At 66.2% G+C, this 16,664-nt stretch carries 13 protein-coding genes; 3 read left to right on the top strand and 10 right to left on the bottom strand.

Going from position 1 to position 16,664, the window contains the following annotated elements:
• Positions 1-106: 106 nt before the first annotated feature.
• From ACODTA_RS16675 to ACODTA_RS16660, 4 genes are read right to left on the bottom strand one after another with little or no spacing between them, the layout of a single operon-like run.
• The gene (locus tag ACODTA_RS16675; RefSeq protein ID WP_489067086.1) at positions 107-2,125 is read right to left on the bottom strand and encodes a tetratricopeptide repeat protein; all 2,019 of its coding nucleotides are present in this window, start codon (positions 2,123-2,125) and stop codon (positions 107-109) included.
• Positions 2,126-2,132: 7 nt separating this feature from the next.
• Complete coding sequence (gene prsR / locus ACODTA_RS16670) at positions 2,133-3,500, bottom strand: PEP-CTERM-box response regulator transcription factor (protein ID WP_489067085.1); 1,368 nt, start codon at positions 3,498-3,500, stop codon at positions 2,133-2,135.
• Positions 3,497-5,560, bottom strand: coding sequence for an XrtA/PEP-CTERM system histidine kinase PrsK (gene prsK / locus ACODTA_RS16665; protein WP_489067084.1), 2,064 nt, complete (start codon positions 5,558-5,560; stop codon positions 3,497-3,499). The genes prsR and prsK overlap by 4 nt, the downstream gene beginning before the upstream one ends.
• A gap of 10 nt (positions 5,561-5,570) precedes the next feature.
• Positions 5,571-6,965 (bottom strand): TIGR03013 family XrtA/PEP-CTERM system glycosyltransferase, encoded by a 1,395-nt coding sequence (locus tag ACODTA_RS16660; RefSeq protein ID WP_489067083.1) that lies wholly within the window; start codon positions 6,963-6,965, stop codon positions 5,571-5,573.
• Between the two features lie 155 nt (positions 6,966-7,120).
• Between ACODTA_RS16660 and ACODTA_RS16655 the strand changes: the two genes are divergently transcribed.
• The 3 genes from ACODTA_RS16655 (at position 7,121) to ACODTA_RS16645 (ending at position 9,624) form a co-directional block, all read left to right on the top strand.
• Positions 7,121-8,179 (top strand): mannose-1-phosphate guanylyltransferase/mannose-6-phosphate isomerase, encoded by a 1,059-nt coding sequence (locus tag ACODTA_RS16655; RefSeq protein WP_489067082.1) that lies wholly within the window; start codon positions 7,121-7,123, stop codon positions 8,177-8,179.
• Positions 8,176-9,135, top strand: a complete 960-nt coding sequence (locus ACODTA_RS16650; RefSeq protein ID WP_489067081.1) for an aldo/keto reductase — start codon at positions 8,176-8,178, stop codon at positions 9,133-9,135. The genes ACODTA_RS16655 and ACODTA_RS16650 overlap by 4 nt, the downstream gene beginning before the upstream one ends.
• Positions 9,136-9,207: 72 nt before the next feature.
• Entirely contained in the window at positions 9,208-9,624 is a 417-nt protein-coding gene (locus ACODTA_RS16645; protein WP_489067079.1) for a cupin domain-containing protein, read from the top strand.
• A gap of 10 nt (positions 9,625-9,634) precedes the next feature.
• On the opposite strand, the gene ACODTA_RS16640 is transcribed toward ACODTA_RS16645, so the two are convergent.
• The 6 genes from ACODTA_RS16640 to ACODTA_RS16615 all read right to left on the bottom strand — a co-directional run bounded on the left by ACODTA_RS16640 (position 9,635) and on the right by ACODTA_RS16615 (position 16,630).
• Positions 9,635-10,924 carry an MFS transporter gene (locus ACODTA_RS16640; RefSeq protein WP_489067078.1) on the bottom strand — a complete coding sequence of 430 codons (1,290 nt, stop codon included), beginning with the start codon at positions 10,922-10,924 and terminating at the stop codon, positions 9,635-9,637.
• An 18-nt stretch (positions 10,925-10,942) separates the two neighbouring features.
• A complete protein-coding gene (locus tag ACODTA_RS16635) occupies positions 10,943-11,737 on the bottom strand; it encodes a 2-keto-4-pentenoate hydratase (RefSeq protein ID WP_489067077.1) in 795 nt (264 codons plus the stop codon).
• A gap of 29 nt (positions 11,738-11,766) precedes the next feature.
• Positions 11,767-13,212 (bottom strand): mannitol dehydrogenase family protein, encoded by a 1,446-nt coding sequence (locus tag ACODTA_RS16630; RefSeq protein WP_489067076.1) that lies wholly within the window; start codon positions 13,210-13,212, stop codon positions 11,767-11,769.
• Complete coding sequence (locus ACODTA_RS16625) at positions 13,209-14,702, bottom strand: UxaA family hydrolase (RefSeq protein ID WP_489067075.1); 1,494 nt, start codon at positions 14,700-14,702, stop codon at positions 13,209-13,211. The genes ACODTA_RS16630 and ACODTA_RS16625 overlap by 4 nt, the downstream gene beginning before the upstream one ends.
• Before the next feature lie 153 nt (positions 14,703-14,855).
• Complete coding sequence (locus ACODTA_RS16620; protein WP_489067074.1) at positions 14,856-16,211, bottom strand: GAF domain-containing protein; 1,356 nt, start codon at positions 16,209-16,211, stop codon at positions 14,856-14,858.
• Positions 16,208-16,630 (bottom strand): hypothetical protein, encoded by a 423-nt coding sequence (locus ACODTA_RS16615; RefSeq protein ID WP_489067073.1) that lies wholly within the window; start codon positions 16,628-16,630, stop codon positions 16,208-16,210. The genes ACODTA_RS16620 and ACODTA_RS16615 overlap by 4 nt, the downstream gene beginning before the upstream one ends.
• Positions 16,631-16,664 lie beyond the last annotated feature (34 nt).

The following is a 16,664-nucleotide window of genomic DNA, read 5'->3' as shown; positions in this document are numbered from 1 at the left end:
CGGCCGCCGCGCCGCAAGAGGGACGGGCCTTTCAGGCATCCTCTCCTAAACTTTCAAAGGCCGGTCCCTCTGGATCGGCCCTTTTTTTGCCTTTCGTACAGGCACTTCACAATTTGGAGATCAGCGCCTTCGCTTCCGCCGCCTGCCCGAAACCAGGCGAAGCGAGCGCCGATCGCGCCGCGCCGATCGCCTCGGGCTTGCGGCCGACCGCTGCATAGGCCTGGGCGAGATGCCAGTGCACGGCTGGTGATGCCGGCGCGATCGCGCGCGCCTTTTCAAGCAATTCTATGCCGGCGCGACGATCGGCGTCGGTTTCGAACAACAGCCAGCCGAACGTATCCGCCGCCGCCGGATTGGATGGAGTGAGCGCATAGGCGCGCGCCGCATAGGCCACCCCCTTGTCCGCGTCGCCTTTGCGAAACCATCCCCAGGCCAGGTTGTTGAGGATCAGCGCGTCGCGATTACCGATGCGCGCGCGCAACCCTTCGAGGATGCGGATCGAATCGCTCCATTGTTCGGCAGCCTGGAAATAGTCCGAGGCGAGCAGCAGCGCCGCGACGTTGCGCGGATTCTGCGTGAGGAACAGGTTGAGCGTCGCGATCGCGTCGGGGCGACGTCCGCCGCGATCGAGCGCATCGATCAGGCGCAACGCGACGGGTTCGTTGAAGCTGATATTTGCGGCCAGCCGGTAAGCGTCCGCCGCCTCCAGTGGCTGTCCGACCGCGCCGAGCGCGTCACCGACCAGGATATGCGCCGCCGGCGTCCCCGGATGGGCGCGCTGGAGCGCACGCGCCTCCGCCAGAGCCTGATCCCCGCGTCCCGCCGCAAGCAAACCACGGATATAGCGGATCCTAGCAGGCGCCCCGCGATCGAGCGCCGCGTCGCGCGCGAGTGTGCCGAGATCGCCGCCCCCATCGAAAGGCGCGCCGCCGCGCGGCGCCGATGCCGACGCGCGATCGAGATAGGGAGCGGCTTCGTCGCGCGCGTCGATCGCTTCAAGCGCGCGCCCCATCACCGTCAGCGTATAGACGTCGGCGTCGGGCCGATCGGCGATCGGGCGAAGCGCATCGACGGCGTCGCGATAATTGCCGGAACGCCACTGCGCCGTTCCAAGCAACCGGCGCACGCGCAGATTGTCCGGCTGCATCGACACCAGCCGGTCGAGCCGCCCGATCGCCTGCTCGTAGCTGCCCGAATCGATTTCGAGCACGGCCTGGAGCAGCATGCCGCCGGGCATATCGTCCAGCGCGTCACCCGTCCGCTGGAGCAGCGAGCGCGCCAGGCCGAAATTGCGCGCGCGCGCCGCGAGCACGGCCTGAAGATAGAAAGCGCGGACATTACGACCATCGAGCGCCAGCGCACGCCGCGTCATCGCCAGCATGTCACGGGCGCGGCCAAGATCACCAAGCGTCGCCGCCGCCTCAAGCAGCGCGTCCACATCCTGCGGGTCGATTTCGGCCGCACGCTCGAACCACGGCAAGGCCGCCACCAGCCCATATTGATTGCGGACCAGAATGCCCTTGAGCACCATCGCATCGACCGATCGGGGAGCGATCGCCATCGCCCGATCGGCCGCCGCGACCGCCCCCGCCTGATCCGCGACGTCCATGCGGAACCGGCCGAGCGCGACCCAGGTCGCGACATCCTTGGGGGCAAACGCAAGCGATTGGTCGAACGCGGTCTCGGCCGCGGCCATGTCACCCATGGCCGCGAACGCCTGGGCGCGTATGCGCGTCGCATAACCAGCCTGATCGGCGGGCGGAGGATCGCGATCGAGCGCGACCAGCGCGGCCTCGCCATTACCATTAAGCACATGGGCATGGGCGAGGAACGCCGATATCGCGGCTGCGGGAACCCCGGCGCGCTGCGCGCGCTCAAGCTCCGCTTCCGCCCCCAGCCCGTCACCCAGCGCCAGCAGGATGCGGGCCTGCATCGCATGCGCGGCGCCCCAGCCGGGATCGGCCTTCAGCGCATTCTGCATCTCGACGCGCGCCGTGCGCGGATCGCCGCCACCGAACGCTGCCACCGCGCGCCGCATGGCGGAATCGGCGGCGGCGCGGTCCGCGGCCAGGGCGGGTGCGGCAAGCAGGGCGAGCGCGGTCGTCAGGGCGGCGATGCGGCGCATGGATCGTTCAGGCCTGCATGCCATATTGCTTGAGCAGGTCGTACAGCGTCGGCCGGCTGATCCCGAGCAGCTTGGCGCTGCTGGAGATATTGCCCTCGCTGCGCGCCAGCGCCCGGCGAATCGCCTTGCGATCGGCAGCCTCGCGCGCGGTCTTGAGGTTGATCACATCTCCGTCGTCGTTGCGCGCCTGACCGGGCAGATCCAGATCGGCGGCGGTGACGAGCCGGCCATCGGCCATGATCACCGCCCGCTTCATCCGGTTCTCCAGTTCGCGGACATTGCCGGGCCAGTTCCACGAATCGATCGCCGAAAGCGCATCGGGCGCAAGCCCCTTCACCGCCGGATTCATGTCCTTCGCGAAGCGCAGCAGGAAGTGGCGCGCAAGCAACGGGGCATCGCCCGGCCGCTCGGCAAGCGACGGAATGCGGACGACGATCTCGGCCAGCCGATAAAACAGGTCTTCACGAAAGCGCCCATCGGCGATCATGACCTCCAGATTCTGATGCGTCGCACAGACGATGCGCGTGTCCACCGCGATCAGAACGCGTCCGCCGATCCGCTCGATCACGCGTTCCTGCAGGAAACGCAGCAGCTTGACCTGAAGCGGCAACGGAATGTCCCCAACCTCATCGAGGAAGAGCGTGCCGCCCTGCGCCTGTTCGATCTTGCCCTGATTGGTCTTCACCGCGCCGGTGAAGGCGCCCTTTTCATGCCCGAACAACTCGGCTTCGAGCAGATTCTCCGGGATGGCGGCGCAATTGATCGCGACGAACGCGCCATCGCGACGACCACTCGACTGATGCACACCGCGCGCGAGCAGTTCCTTGCCCGTGCCGCTGGCGCCGAGCAGCATCACCGACACGTCGGCGGTGGCGACGCGCTCGATCGTGCGCGCCACCTTCAGCATTTCCGGCGCGGCAGTGATCATCCCGCCCAATACCGTCGCGTCGCTGCCGCCTGCCTGCGCCAGCCGCACATTCTCCGCCTCGATCGCGTGGAGCTGAAATGCGCGGCGGACGATCAGCCCCAGTTCGTCGATATCGACGGGCTTCTGATAGAAGTCATAGGCGCCGCTCGCGATCGCCCGCAGCGCGCTTTCGCGCGCACCATGGCCGGAGGCTACGATCACCTTGGTATCGGGCTTGAGCGCGAGGATCTCGGCCAGGGTGGCGAAACCCTCGCTGGTGCCGTCGGGATCGGGCGGCAGGCCCAGGTCGAGCGTCACCACCGCCGGCTCCTCGGCGCGCAACGCGGCGATCGCCGACGCACGATCGCCGACGGTGATCACCGAATAATCGTCATAAGCCCAGCGCAGCTGGCGCTGCAGCCCCTCGTCATCCTCGACGATAAGGAGCTTGGGTTTCTCGATCGTCATTGCATCTCCGGTATTCTGGACGCCGCCGGCAGCGTCACGATGAATCTTGTGCCTTCGCCCTCACGGCTTTCCACTTCGATACGGCCGCCCATCGCCGCGATCAGCGTGCGCGCCTCGAACGCGCCGACGCCGAAGCCGCCTTCCTTCGTCGACGCGAACGGCTTGAACAGGCTGGACCGGACGAATTCCTGCGACATGCCGGCGCCACGATCGCGCACCTCGACCGCAACCTCCTCACCCTTGTCGACGAGCGACAGCAACACCGGTTCGCCCGCCGGACTGGCTTCGATCGCGTTCTGGACAAGGTGGCCCAGCGCCTGTTCCAGACGGGCGGGATCGGCAACCATCATCGGATCGCTTGCCGACATGACGACCACGGGATGCTGATTATTGCGCGCCGCGGCCACCGCCTCGACGATGCGCCGGCCGGACACGCGGCGCGGCTCCTCATGCCTGGCCTTGTTATGCTGCGACAACCGCGCGAGCAGATCGTTCATCTTGCCGACCGACGATTGCAGCGTCGCCACCATATCAGCACGGAATTCCGGATTGTCGGCATGGCGCTCCGCATTGCGCGCGACCAGGCTGAGCTGGCTCACCAGATTCTTGATGTCGTGCATGATGAACGCGAAGCGACGATTGAATTCGTCGAAACGCCGGGCGTCGCTCAACGCTTCCTGGCCGCGCGCCTCGGCGAGATAGCTCGCGACCTGGCGGCCGACGATACGCAGCAGATCGAAATCCTCCCAATCGAGCGAACGGTCGATGGGCGGGCGTTCGAGCAGCACCGCGCCCTGGAGGCGGTCGAAATGGACGAGCGGGACCAATGCCCAGACATCAGGCGCACCAAGCATCCATTGCGGCACCAGCGCCGCTTCGTCGTCATGACGCGGATCGTCGCCCCGGAGCGTATCGAACTCGACGATCCGCCCGCTCGCAAGATGTGCGACGAGCCGAGCATCGCCGCCCACCGCCTGCACATCGAGCGCGGACCAGTTCCATTGCGCCTGTACGCCGAGCGCGCCCGCCTCGCCCGGAACGAGCAGCAAACCGCCCGGCGATTCGGTGATGTCCGCCAGTGCCTTGATCACGCGCACGTCGAGCGGCACCGCGCCTTCGCCCGGACGACCGAGGGTATCGGTGAAACGGATCCACTCCGCGCGATAATCATAGCGATGCCGGAAGAAATGCTTGGCGAGCTTGACGCGAAACCACGCGCGGAAGCGCGGCGAGGGCAGCATCGCGAGCGCGGCGACCGTCGCAGTCATCACGAACCCGGCCTGTATGGTACGGGCGAGCGCGCCGCTGATCGATTCGATCACACCGGCAATCAGGACCGTCAGCACCAGATAGCCGCACAGCGCGATCAGCGAGAGCGACTGGAAGGTTACGGTGCGCGAAAGGCGGAGCTGCCAGCGCTCGTTACGGCGAAGCGCGAAGCCGAAGACGGGCGCCGCGATCACCATCGCGCAGCCGCGCAACATGAACGCCTCCGCAGACCAGCCACGGCCAAGATAAGTGAGCGTATAGATGTTGAGATCGACGAGCCACATGCCTGCCAGGCCGAACATGGCGAGCCGGATACCCCAGCGGGCCTCGGGCGCGGCGGCGGTGTAGAGATTGTGGACCAGCACGAGTGCCGCCACAGCGCTCATCATCCTGAGCACGAGCGAGAGGACGAACAGCGCATCAGCGCCCTGCCCCTCGACCTCCAACACCAGTGGAACCAGATTGACCGCCATCAGGCTCGCGCAGAGCAGCGCGACCGCGACATAGATCAGCGTGACGCCGAACTTCTCGTCGCCACGCCGGCCCTGGCGCAACAGCAGATACATGAAACCGAGCCAGCCCATGTTGCGCAAGGTTTCGGCGCCTTGGGCAAGCACCGACCAGGACCCCGCCGCCGCCGCCGCGAAGGCCCAGACCGCCGACAGCGCGAGTGCGCCGATCAGCGCGGTCACCTGCGCGCCGCCCACGCCGCGCCGCGCCTGCCAGGCGGCAAGCAGCGCGAACAGCCCGGCGGCGACCGCGTGGCTCCAGATTCCGATGGTGGAGATCATCGCCCGCGCCTCAGCGCGCCCCCGCCCCTTCCGGCCACAGCACGACGCGCGCGGTTTGCAGCAGGATCAGCAGGTCGAGGAAAGGCGTGTAGTTCTTCGCGTAGTAGAGATCGTATTCCAGCTTGTGGCGACTATCCTCCAGGCTGGCGCCATAGGGATAGTTGATCTGCGCCCAGCCGGTGATTCCCGGCTTCACCATATGGCGCTCGGCATAATAGGGCAGCTTCTGTTCGAGATCCTCGACGAACTGGCGCCGTTCCGGGCGGGGGCCAACGAAGCTCATCTCGCCCTTCAGCACGCTCCAGGTCTGCGGCAGCTCATCGATCCGGGTCTTCCGGATGAAGCGGCCGACGCGGGTGACGCGCGGATCGTTCTTCTGCGCGAACACAGCCTTGCCGTCACTTTCGGCATCGGTGCGCATCGAGCGGAGTTTGACGATGCTGAACTCCTCACCGAACAACCCCACGCGCGCCTGGCGGTAGAAGGCCGGGCCACGGCTCTCCAGCTTCACCGCGATCGCCGCGATCAGGATCAGCGGCGCGCTCAGCACCAGAAGCAGCAGGCTGGCGGTGACATCGAACAGCCTTTTGGCGATGCTCGACAGCCGCCGTCCCGACGAAAAGCCGTCGGAGAAGATCAGCCAGCTCGGATTGACGCTTGCCAGATCGACCCGGCCGGTCTCGCGCTCGAGAAAGGTCGAGATCTCGTTGACGTGGACTCCCGTGGTCTTGATCCGCAGCAGATCCTTGAGCGGCATGCCGTTGCGGCGTTCCTCAAGCGCCAGCACGACCTCGCTGGCGTTGAGCAGCACAACATAATCGGCGAGATTGTAGATCGCGTCGCGGTTGATCGCCTCGGGAATTTCCTGCGGCCCGTCATTCATGCCGACATAGCCGACGACGACGAAGCCGGCGCCCGGCTTCTGCGCCAGGGCCTTGACCCGGGCGGCGCGCGCACCCGCACCCAAAACGACCAGTCGGCGCTTGAACGCATGGCTGCCCAGCGCCTGGCCGAGCAGGATGCGCATGGCAAACAGGAAAACCGTCGCGAACGCCATCGCGTAGAGCAGATTCGACCGCCACAGGCTGAGTTCGGGAATCAGGAAGAACAGCGCCGAAAGGAACAGCACGCCAATCGAAATCGCGACGAGCAAGCGCGCGGCGGCGAAGCGCAGCGACTGAAGCGCGTCCGCGCCATAGACGCCGACCGCGATCATCGCGAGTTGCAGCGTGGCGGCGAAGCTGATCAACTGTGGCAGCCGCGTCGCGATCGGCAGCACCGACTGGTCGATCTGACGCAGCCGGACCACCCAGCCGAGTTCGGCGGCGGTCAGCAGCAAGGCAAGATCGAGCAGGCCGAGCAGCAGCACCGCATGCGGAATATAGTGCTTGAAGAATCTGATCACGTTCGCTCGCCCGTGCCGTAAAATAATCCGACAGGGGGAGTGTCGCTCAAATTGACAAAAATTTCCTGAAGATGGGGTTGCAACCATTTGCCAGGCTGCAATCTTTAGTCGGATAGACCGGTCAGCCACATCGCAAGGGGGAGTCCATCGGCCTTATGAACAACGCGCGCATCGTCCCGGTCGTCCTGTCCGGAGGGGCAGGAACCCGGCTCTGGCCGATGTCACGCCCCGAGAATCCCAAGCAATTGCTGGCGCTCACCGCCGAAGAGACCATGCTGCAACTGACCGCACGGCGGACGCTCGATCCGGCGCGATTCGATCCGCCGATCATCGTCGCCAATGCCGCGCATGCCGATGCGATCGAAGCTCAACTCGCGCGCATCGGCGTGACCCCACAGGCCTTGATCCTCGAACCTGCGGGACGCAACACGGCGCCGGCAATCGCGCTCGCGGCACTTGCCGCCGATCCCGGGCGCGTCTTGCTGGTGATGCCGAGCGACCATGTCATCACCAATCCCGGCGCATTCCGCGACGCAATCGAAACCGCGCTGCCACTTGCCGATGACGGTTGGCTCGTCACCTTCGGCATCGAGCCCGATGCACCGGAAACCGGCTATGGCTATATCCAGACCGGCGAATCGATCGCCACGGGCGCCCACCGCGTCCTGCGCTTCGTCGAAAAGCCCGACCGCGCGACGGCCGAGGCGATGCTGGCCACCGGCGGCCATGCCTGGAACGGCGGAATCTTCCTGTTCCGCGCCGATGTCTTCCTGGGCGCGCTTTCGGTGCATGCGCCCGACATGCTGGCTGCGGTGCAGGCCGCGATGCGCGACGCCGAGCATGTTGGCGCGCGGATTCATCCGCATGAAGCGAGCTTCGCCGCCTCCCCGAGCGATTCGATCGACTATGCGGTGATGGAAAAGGCGGAGCGCGTGGCGGTCGTGCCGGTCAGCATGGGCTGGTCAGACCTTGGCAGTTGGGACGCGCTCCACGCGCTCAGCGAATGCGATGCCAGCGACAATGCGTGCGATGGCGATGCGATCCTGATCGACAGCCGTAATTGCCTGGTGCGCAGCGACGGCCCCCGCGTGGCGCTGGTCGGCGTCGATGACCTGATCGTGGTGGCGAGCGGCAACGACATATTGATCCTGCCACGCGGACGATCGCAGGACGTTCGCAAGGTGACCGATCATTTGAAAGAGCGAGGCCAATGATCGACATGCGCGCACTGGGTGCGAGCGGATTGAAGACACCGCGGCTGGTGCTGGGCGGCAACGTCTTCGGATGGACAGTTGAGACTGCCGGCTCCGGCGCGGTCCTGGAGAGTTTCATCGAGCGCGGCGGGACGATGATCGACACCGCCGACGTCTATTCGGCCTGGGTGCCTGGCCATGTCGGCGGCGAATCGGAAACCGCGATCGGCGACTGGCTCGCCCGGCGTGGCCGGCGCGACGACGTGCTGATCGCGACCAAGGTAGGCATGCTGCCGGGCGATGGCGGCACGGGGCTCAAGCCCGAGCGGATCGCAGCAGCGGTCGATGCCTCGCTCAAGCGGCTCAGGACCGACTATATCGACCTCTATTATGCGCATCGGGACGATCCGGACACGCCGGTCGCGGACGTGCTGGGCGCCTTTTCCCGATTGGTCGAGGCGGGCAAGGTCCGCGCGCTCGGCGCGTCCAATTTCACTGCCGAACGGCTGGCGGAGTCGCTCGACTTCAGCGCGGCGAATGGGCTTGCCGCCTATACGGTGCTCCAGCCCGAGCTCAATCTGATCAAGCGGGACGGCTTCGCAGGCGATCTGCAGGCGCTTTGCATCGATCGCGAGCTGGGGGTTCTGCCCTATTACGGGCTCGCTTCGGGCTTCCTGACCGGAAAATACCGTCCGGGGGCCGATCTCACGCAAAGCCAGCGCGGCAGCCGCGTGGCCGGTTATTTCAATGCGCATGGCTGGGCGGTCCTCGCCGCGCTCGACACCGTCGCGCGCGAAACCGGAGCGACGCCCGCGCAGGTCGCCCTCGCCTGGAACGCCGCGCAACCAGGTGTCACCGCACCGATCGCCAGCGCCACAAGCATGGCGCAACTCGAAGAGATCGCCGGCGCGATGACACTTGACCTGAGCGCGACCCAACTTGCCATGCTCGACGAAGCGAGCCTGGACCAAGCCTGACAGAAGATTGCGCTTCATCCGTGACGCACCGCTGCTATAGGTTGTGGTAACCGGTAGCATGAAGGGAAAGCGATGGTGTTCGCGACGGGAACGCTGGCCGCGCTGACGATGCTGGCGCAGGCCGCATCGCCGACGGTGCCGCCAATGGTGGTTGTGGAAGAAGCCCAGGTGATGCGCGACGAGCCGCCGCCGCACGGCAATATCGGCATGAGCACGGCTTATCGCATCAGCGACGCCGTACCGCAGCCGCGCACGATGGAGTTCCGCAAACGCGTGCTGCATCCCGACGCCGCGATCGGTATTCACCCGATCGCGCATGACGAGGTCTATTACGTGCTTTCCGGGTCAGGCGACGTGACGTCGGACGGCGTGACCCGTGTGCTGAAGCCGGGCATGGCGGCCTATCTCTATGACGGCGCGCAGGTTGGTATCCGCCAGACCGGCGACGATCCGCTGGTGCTGATCATCGCCTATCCGGTCAAGAAATAGGCGACGCGCTTCAGGCGTCGATGGAGACCCGCTCAAGCCTGGGTGACAGGAGATGCACCGCCAGCAGCGCCGCGAAATAGGCGGTGCCGGCGACCGCGAACAGCGGCGCGTAGCTGCCGACCTGATCGAGGACATAGCCCGCATATTTGGCGAAGATCATGCCGCCGACCGCTCCCACCGTTCCACCGATGCCGATCACCGAACCCACGGCGTAGCGAGGATAGAGATCCGACGGCAACGTGTAGAGATTCGCGGAAAATGCCTGATGCCCGGCGGTCGCGATGCCGATGATCAGCACGTTGAGCCATAGGCTGTCGACATATTGGGAGAAGAAGACGGGCACGATCACGATCGCGCAGATCAGCATCGTCAGCTTGCGCGCCCGGTTGACGCTCGCGCCGGCGCGCAGCATGCGTGAGGACATCCAACCTCCGGCGATCGAACCGACGTCCGACAGCAGATAGATGGCGACAAGCGGCGGGCCGAAGCTGAGCAGATCGAGATCGTAGCGATCGGCGAGGAAGCCCGGCAGCCAAAACAGGTAGAACCACCAGATCGGATCGATGAAGAACTTGCCGAGCGCATAGGCCCAGGTCTCGCGCTTGCCGATCAGCGTGGTCCAGCGGACCTGCACCGGCGGATCTGCCGGATCCTGCTGGATATAGGCGAGTTCCGCCGCACCGACGCGCTTGTGCTCGGTGGGATGGCGATAGATCACCCACCAGGCGATCGCCCAGATCACGCCGAAAATACCGGTGATCACAAAGGCCATGCGCCAGCCATAGGCAAGCGTCAGCATCGGCACGAGCAACGGCGTGATGATCGCGCCGATATTGGCGCCGGCATTGAAGATGCCGACCGCGAGTGCGCGCTCCTTGGCCGGAAACCAGTCCGCCACCGCCTTGATGCCCGCCGGAAAATTGCCCGATTCGCCGATGCCGAGGCCAAAGCGCGCCAGCGCGAATTGGGTAACCGAATGGACGCCGCCATGCGCGACATGCGCAATCGTCCAGATCACGATTGCGATGGTGTAGCCCAGCCGCGCGCCAATGACGTCAACGACGCGCCCGAAGCCGATATAGCCGATCGCGTAGGCGACCTGGAACCAGAAGACGATGTTGGCATAATCGGTCTGGGTCCAGCCGAGTTCGGCCTCCAGCGTCGGCTTGAGCACGCCAATCATCTGGCGATCGACATAATTGATCGCCGTCGCCGCGAAAAGCAACCCGCAGATCACCCAGCGATATCGGCCCACGCGTTGCACCGCCTGGCCGACCGCCACCTCCTCCCCTGTCGCCATCCTCTCCATTCCCTTCTTTTATCGATTATCGCCGATCTTGCAGCGTACGGAACAGGCTTCGCCGAACCGTGCCTCCACCGCCGCGCCAGGCCGTACCGGGTGGACGCCGGTGATCGCGCCGCTCGAAATCCATTGCCCCACACCAAGCGGCAAAGCGCGTTCCGCCGCGAGCGCGAACAGGAAGCGCGCCGCGCCGAAGGGGCCGTCGAGCATCTCCGCCGCCGTGCCCGCACCCACCTCGACATCGTCGATCCGCAGCGACACTGGCCAGCGCAGCAACGGCGCATCGATCGGGATCGGGGCGCCCAGCACCAGCCCGTTATTGTTGCCGAAATCAGAGACGGTCACCGCCGGGCCAAGATCATTGATCCCGGGAAAGGGCGAACTCGCGATCTCTATTCCGATGCGGACGGCATCGATATGCGCCGCCGCCTCGTCATTGCTCGTGACGATCCGGCCGGGCGCGGGCAGCGAACCGATGCGCAGCAGGAATTCCGCCTCCGCCGCCGCGAATCCCTGTTCAAACACGGGCATGACCGGGGGCTCGGCGCCCGCCTCCACCACCATGTCGGCAAAGATCGGGCCGGCCAGCCGGTTGCTGCCGAGCGTGGGCACGAGCGGATCGGCGATGCGCCCGACTTTCCATCCGGCAATCGGACGGCCATGCAGATCGATCGCATGCGCCTGGATGTTATAGGCCTCCGCCAGCGTTCGCGGCGGCCGCCCGGGATAGTCCGGCAAGGCGGCGCCCGCCTGACGGGCATCGACGAACGCGCGCGCGATGCCTTCGGCGGATTGATCGTGGTGACTCAACTTATCTCCTTCGGGCACGTCTCGCGCCTTCACATCGTCAACAGGTTTCGGGTTCGGTTCGTCGTCACGGCGGCGAGCGCATCGCGCACGGCGTCGCGGAAACGCGGCGCCTGGGCGATGGCAGGCCGGAACAGGCCATCGATATCGAGCATCGCACCGGCCAACCGCGCGGGATCCCCTTCCCGCCGGGCGATCGCGATCAACCGATCGGCAAGCGGATCGACGAGCGCGCGGCCGGTTTCGAGCGAGGCACGGACGAATGCGATCCAGCCGGCGACGGGCACGGCCAGCCGATCGACGGGACGATCGTGCGCCAGCGCCTCTCCCACCGTGTCGAGCAGGCGATAGGGCAGCTTCTGCGAACCATCCCAGGCGATCTGGGAAAGATGGTGGCGGATCGCCGGATTGCGGAAGCGTTCAAGAACCTGACCGGCATAACCGGCGAGGTCGAGCCCGGCGACGACACCGAGCGAAGGAATGATGTCGTCGCGGACCAGACGTTCGATGAAGCCGGCAAGCACGGGATCGGCCATGGCGTCCGCCACGGTTTCGTGGCCAAGCGCCAGACCGAGATAGGCCAGGCTGCTATGCGCGCCATTGAGGATACGCAGCTTCGCCTGTTCATAGGCCGCGACGTCGCCTGTGCGGATCACGCCGGTGCGTTCGAGATCGGGCAATCCGGGCAATGGCAGATCCTGCACCACCCATTGGGCGAACCGTTCGCGCTGAACCGCCGCATGATCGGCCATGCCGAGCACCCGTGCCGCGCGAAGACGGTGCGCATCGTCGGTCGCCGGCGTGATCGAATCGACCATCGTATCGGGAAAGACCGCGGTTTCGGCGATCCAGTCGGCAAGGCCGTCGTCGCGCAGTCGCGCCAGTGCGACCACGGCGCCACGCAGCTTCGCGCCATTGCGCGCCATATTGTCGCAACACAATGTCGCGAAGGGCGCCAGCCCGCTCACGCGGCGTTCGGCAAGGCCAGCCGTCAGCCAGCCCGCCAGGCTCCGCCATGCGCCCGCCGCCTGACGATCATGAATGATATCGGGATGAGCCAGATCGAGATTGCCGTCACCCGACAGGCAATAACCCTTCTCCGTCACCGTCGCCGTGACGAGATGGACCGATGGATCGGCGAGGCGCGCGATCAACCGCTCCTGCGCGTCCGGCCCGATCCAGTCGCGATGCGCCCCGATCACGCGATAAGCGGGATCGGCATCGAGCATGGCGACGCTGTAGAGACCATCCTGCGCGGCGAGCGCGGAGACCGTGTCCGGGGATCGCAGCGACACCGCAGCGATCCCCCAGCGCGGATCGTCGGCAAGCAACGCATCGAAATAGGCGGCCTGATGCGCACGATGAAAGGCGCCGGGCCCGAAATGCACCACACCGACCGCGACGCCGCGCGGATCATAGCCGGGCCGTGTGACCGATGCCGGCAGCCGATCCACCGTCCGGAGCGAGAGTGACGTCATAAAGTCACACCGCGCTTCCAGATCGCGATTTCGCGCTCGTCATTGTGCTCCGCGGCGGTGATCTCACCCGAGGCGACTGCGACGACGCGATCGAGCAGCGCCCGCGCCGCCGCGTCCATGCCGGCGTCGATCACCTGGCCTGCGTCGAAATCGATCCAGCCCGGCTTGCGCGCGGCGAGATCGCTGTTCGACGCGATCTTGATCGTGGGCACGGGGAAGCCGAGCGGGGTTCCGCGTCCGGTGGTGAAGGCGATGACGGTCGCGCCCGCGGCCGCCAGCGCGGTCGAGGAGACGGCATCGTTTCCGGGCGCTTCGAGCAGCGTCAGACCCGCGCGGCGCACTTGCCCGCCATAGCGCAACACGTCGGTGACGCTGGCGTGACCACCCTTCTGCACGGCGCCGAGCGACTTTTCCTCCAGCGTGGTGATGCCGCCAGCGATGTTGCCCGGCGAGGGATTTTCCGAAACCGGCTCGCCATGATCGAGGAAATGGCGCTTGAATCCGTTCACCAGCGCGGCGATGCCGTCGAAGGTCTCGCGATCAGCGGCGCGCGCCATCAACAGATGCTCCGCGCCGAAGATTTCTGGTATCTCGGTCAGGATCGTGATGCCGCCCGCGTCCGCCACCGCATCGCTGATACGCCCGACCAACGGGTTCGCGGTAAGACCGCTAAGCCCGTCCGATCCGCCGCATTTGACGCCGAATACCAGCTTCGACAGTGGCAGGGTCGTGCGCCGGGCCGACGACGCCTGTGCGACCAGCGCGTCGACCGCCGCCAGCCCATCGGCCAGTTCGTCCCCTGCCTGTTGCGCGACGAGTTGCCGGACGATCGACCGGCGTTCGGGCGGGATCGCGTCGATCAGCGCGGCAATCTGATTGGATTCACAGCCCAAACCGACGATCAGGACACCGCCCGCATTGGGATGATTGGCGAGGGCCGCGAGCAAAGCGCGTGTCGCGCCGAGATCATCGCCAAGCTGCGAACAGCCGAAAGGATGGGTGAAGGCATGAACGCCATCGACCGCACCGGCATGACGCGCATTCGACAGGTCGGCGATCTTCCGGGCGGTTCGCGCGACGCAACCGACAGTCGGCAGGATCCAGATTTCGTTGCGTGTCGCGGCGCGGCCGTCGGCCCGAAGATAGCCCTGGAAACCAGGCACCTCGACATCGGCCGGACGCGGGACCGCCGGTGCCGCGCCATGCCAGGCATAGTCACCGTTGGCGGTGAGCGCGGTTTCGAGATTATGGCGATGGACATGCTCGCCGACGGCGATGTCGCGTGAAGCAATCCCGATCGGAAATCCGAATTTGAGGACCGACGCGCCACGGGTAACCGGCGCGACCGCCAGCTTGTGCCCACGCCCGACTGGGGCTGCCAGCCGCACGTCACGCCCATCGATCACGATCCGCTCGCCCGCGCCGATATCGCGCAGCGCGGTCGCCACCGAATCGCGGTGATCGGTCAGCAGGGCCGACGCGCTCGTCATGATGTCGGTGCGGCGTTCATGCGTTCCTCCCCGCTCACGGCGCGCCCGGTCATCGGCCGGGTCCATCCGCGAACGGCCTTCTTTGCTACCGGTGTCATAACCGGACAACAAAGTAAAGCGGCCGTGCTTTCGCGACCCGATCCGGGCGGCGATCTACCGGCCTGGCGGGTCGGCGACGGTCTCGAGACTGGGAGTGCCGTCCAGCGCCAGCCGGATCAGTCCACGCTCAGGGCGGGCGAGCCGGATGGGCGCTTCGCGTTCGTCGAGACGGCGACGCAGCAGGATCAGACGGGTTTCCAGATTGTCCTTGAAATCGGGCAGGCGAAGGCGCGGATCCAGCCGCAATTCGCGATTGGTGAAATCGATCCGCCCCTGCTCCGCATGGATCGACAGGAGATGGAACAGCAGCCGCCCCGGCACTCCCTTGATGACATAGGCGTCGTCGATGAACAGGCTGTCGTCGAATGTGAAATAGCGGACCCTGAACCCCTTGGTGGTGGATGGCGCCGACCGCCGCGCTTCGACACTCCAAGCCGGCACGGACGCGTCGCTCTCTTGCTCCGCCGCACCGAGATGCGCGGCGAGTTGCGCGCCGACCATGACAAGCATCCGCTCATCCTCTCGCGTGAAGGCGAACCGGGTCGGTGATTCGGCAAACAATATGCCGGCGAGCCGCCCGCGCGAAAGCATCGGCACGCCAAGCTGGCTTTGCGGATCCGCCAGCCCCGGCACGGGAATATGGCGTTCCGCGACCAGTCCGGACGTTGCGCGCGCCGCCTGGAACATGCGGTGACCACGGCTCATGTCGCTGATCCGCACCGCCACCCCCGTCGCTGCGGTGATACCGATCACCCCTTCGCTGAACGCGATTTCCGAACCAACGCCGGCGCTGCCATAGCCGCGGCTCGCCAGCGTGGTCAGCCGCGCCCCGCTCTCGTCCGGCACAAGAATCATGAGATTGGTGAAGCGCGGCAGTGTCGACAGCCGGTCGAGTACGACGTCCAGCATCCGGTCCGGGTCGCTTTCACCCGCAAGCTCGGCCGCCAGCGCGGCGCCGAAGGTCAGCCGCTCGGGCGCGGACCGGTCGTCGCGCGGTGGCGGCGCGGGGCCGGGCGAGGGCACCGACCGGCATTGCTCGACCCGGAAGATATCGGCGCTGCGCAGCGCCATCACCGATTCCATGCCATGCTGAGAGCTGATCGCGTCGAGATGCGCCGCCATGCGCCGGAACAATGCTCCTGTCCGTTCGGATCGGACAAAGATCAGGTCGAGCAGATATTGATCGCCGGATCGGCCGTCGACCGCCAGCAGCGTGGCCCGGCCGCTGCGCGCGACATTGGCGGCGGTCTTGGAGAAGAACTGGTTCGACAGCGCCACATGCGCATCGTCGACATGGAAGACCTGCGAGAGATAGGAGATGTTGGGCTGGCCTTCGCCATCGGACGTGGCGATCACCGACGGAATCACGCCTTCGAAGCAATCGAGTATGTCGGATAGTGGAACGGTCATGCCGGAATCCGTTCGCCCGCGCGCGGTCCCGGCGTCTGATCGAACAGATCGTCCGCGCGGATCGCGACGCGCGTCACCGCGTCGATGCCGCACCAGCGATCGATCACCTCGCGCTCGACACCCAATGCGCCCAGCATGCCGATCATGCGGCCGATATAGTCATCGGCAAGCGCCATATCCTCCGCATCGCCTTCGCACACGGCCTCGATCCGCCCCTTGAGCTGATAGGTCCGATATGTGCTCGGATGCACCAGGGTCAGCGCGACAGCGCGGCCGGGGCCAGCCGACCGCGCGAGATCCGGCCATTGCCAGGCGGAGAAGACGATCTCGATCGCGCCGTCTCCGACCGGAAGCCGCAGCCCGAGGCATCGCCCCAGTGCCGCGCCGCCCGAGGTTTCGCCGACGGCGATCACCATCATGACGGGTTGCTCCAGAAACGCGCGGAGCGTCGAG

The sequence above is a fragment of the Sphingomonas sp. FG14 genome, from assembly GCF_057809675.1.
This window is presented reverse-complemented; position numbering and strand designations above follow the sequence as displayed.

Excerpts from the sequence above, each read along its gene's own strand:
- ACODTA_RS16675 (WP_489067086.1), bottom strand. The coding sequence starts at position 2,125 with ATGCGCCGCATCGCCGCCCTGACGACCGCGCTCGCCCTGCTTGCCGCA.
- prsR (WP_489067085.1), bottom strand. The coding sequence starts at position 3,500 with ATGACGATCGAGAAACCCAAGCTCCTTATCGTCGAGGATGACGAGGGG.
- prsK (WP_489067084.1), bottom strand. The coding sequence starts at position 5,560 with ATGATCTCCACCATCGGAATCTGGAGCCACGCGGTCGCCGCCGGGCTG.
- ACODTA_RS16655 (WP_489067082.1), top strand. The coding sequence starts at position 7,121 with ATGAACAACGCGCGCATCGTCCCGGTCGTCCTGTCCGGAGGGGCAGGA.
- ACODTA_RS16650 (WP_489067081.1), top strand. The coding sequence starts at position 8,176 with ATGATCGACATGCGCGCACTGGGTGCGAGCGGATTGAAGACACCGCGG.
- ACODTA_RS16645 (WP_489067079.1), top strand. The coding sequence starts at position 9,208 with ATGGTGTTCGCGACGGGAACGCTGGCCGCGCTGACGATGCTGGCGCAG.
- ACODTA_RS16640 (WP_489067078.1), bottom strand. The coding sequence starts at position 10,924 with ATGGCGACAGGGGAGGAGGTGGCGGTCGGCCAGGCGGTGCAACGCGTG.
- ACODTA_RS16630 (WP_489067076.1), bottom strand. The coding sequence starts at position 13,212 with ATGACGTCACTCTCGCTCCGGACGGTGGATCGGCTGCCGGCATCGGTC.
- ACODTA_RS16625 (WP_489067075.1), bottom strand. The coding sequence starts at position 14,702 with ATGACGAGCGCGTCGGCCCTGCTGACCGATCACCGCGATTCGGTGGCG.
- ACODTA_RS16620 (WP_489067074.1), bottom strand. The coding sequence starts at position 16,211 with ATGACCGTTCCACTATCCGACATACTCGATTGCTTCGAAGGCGTGATT.
- ACODTA_RS16615 (WP_489067073.1), bottom strand. The coding sequence starts at position 16,630 with ATGATGGTGATCGCCGTCGGCGAAACCTCGGGCGGCGCGGCACTGGGG.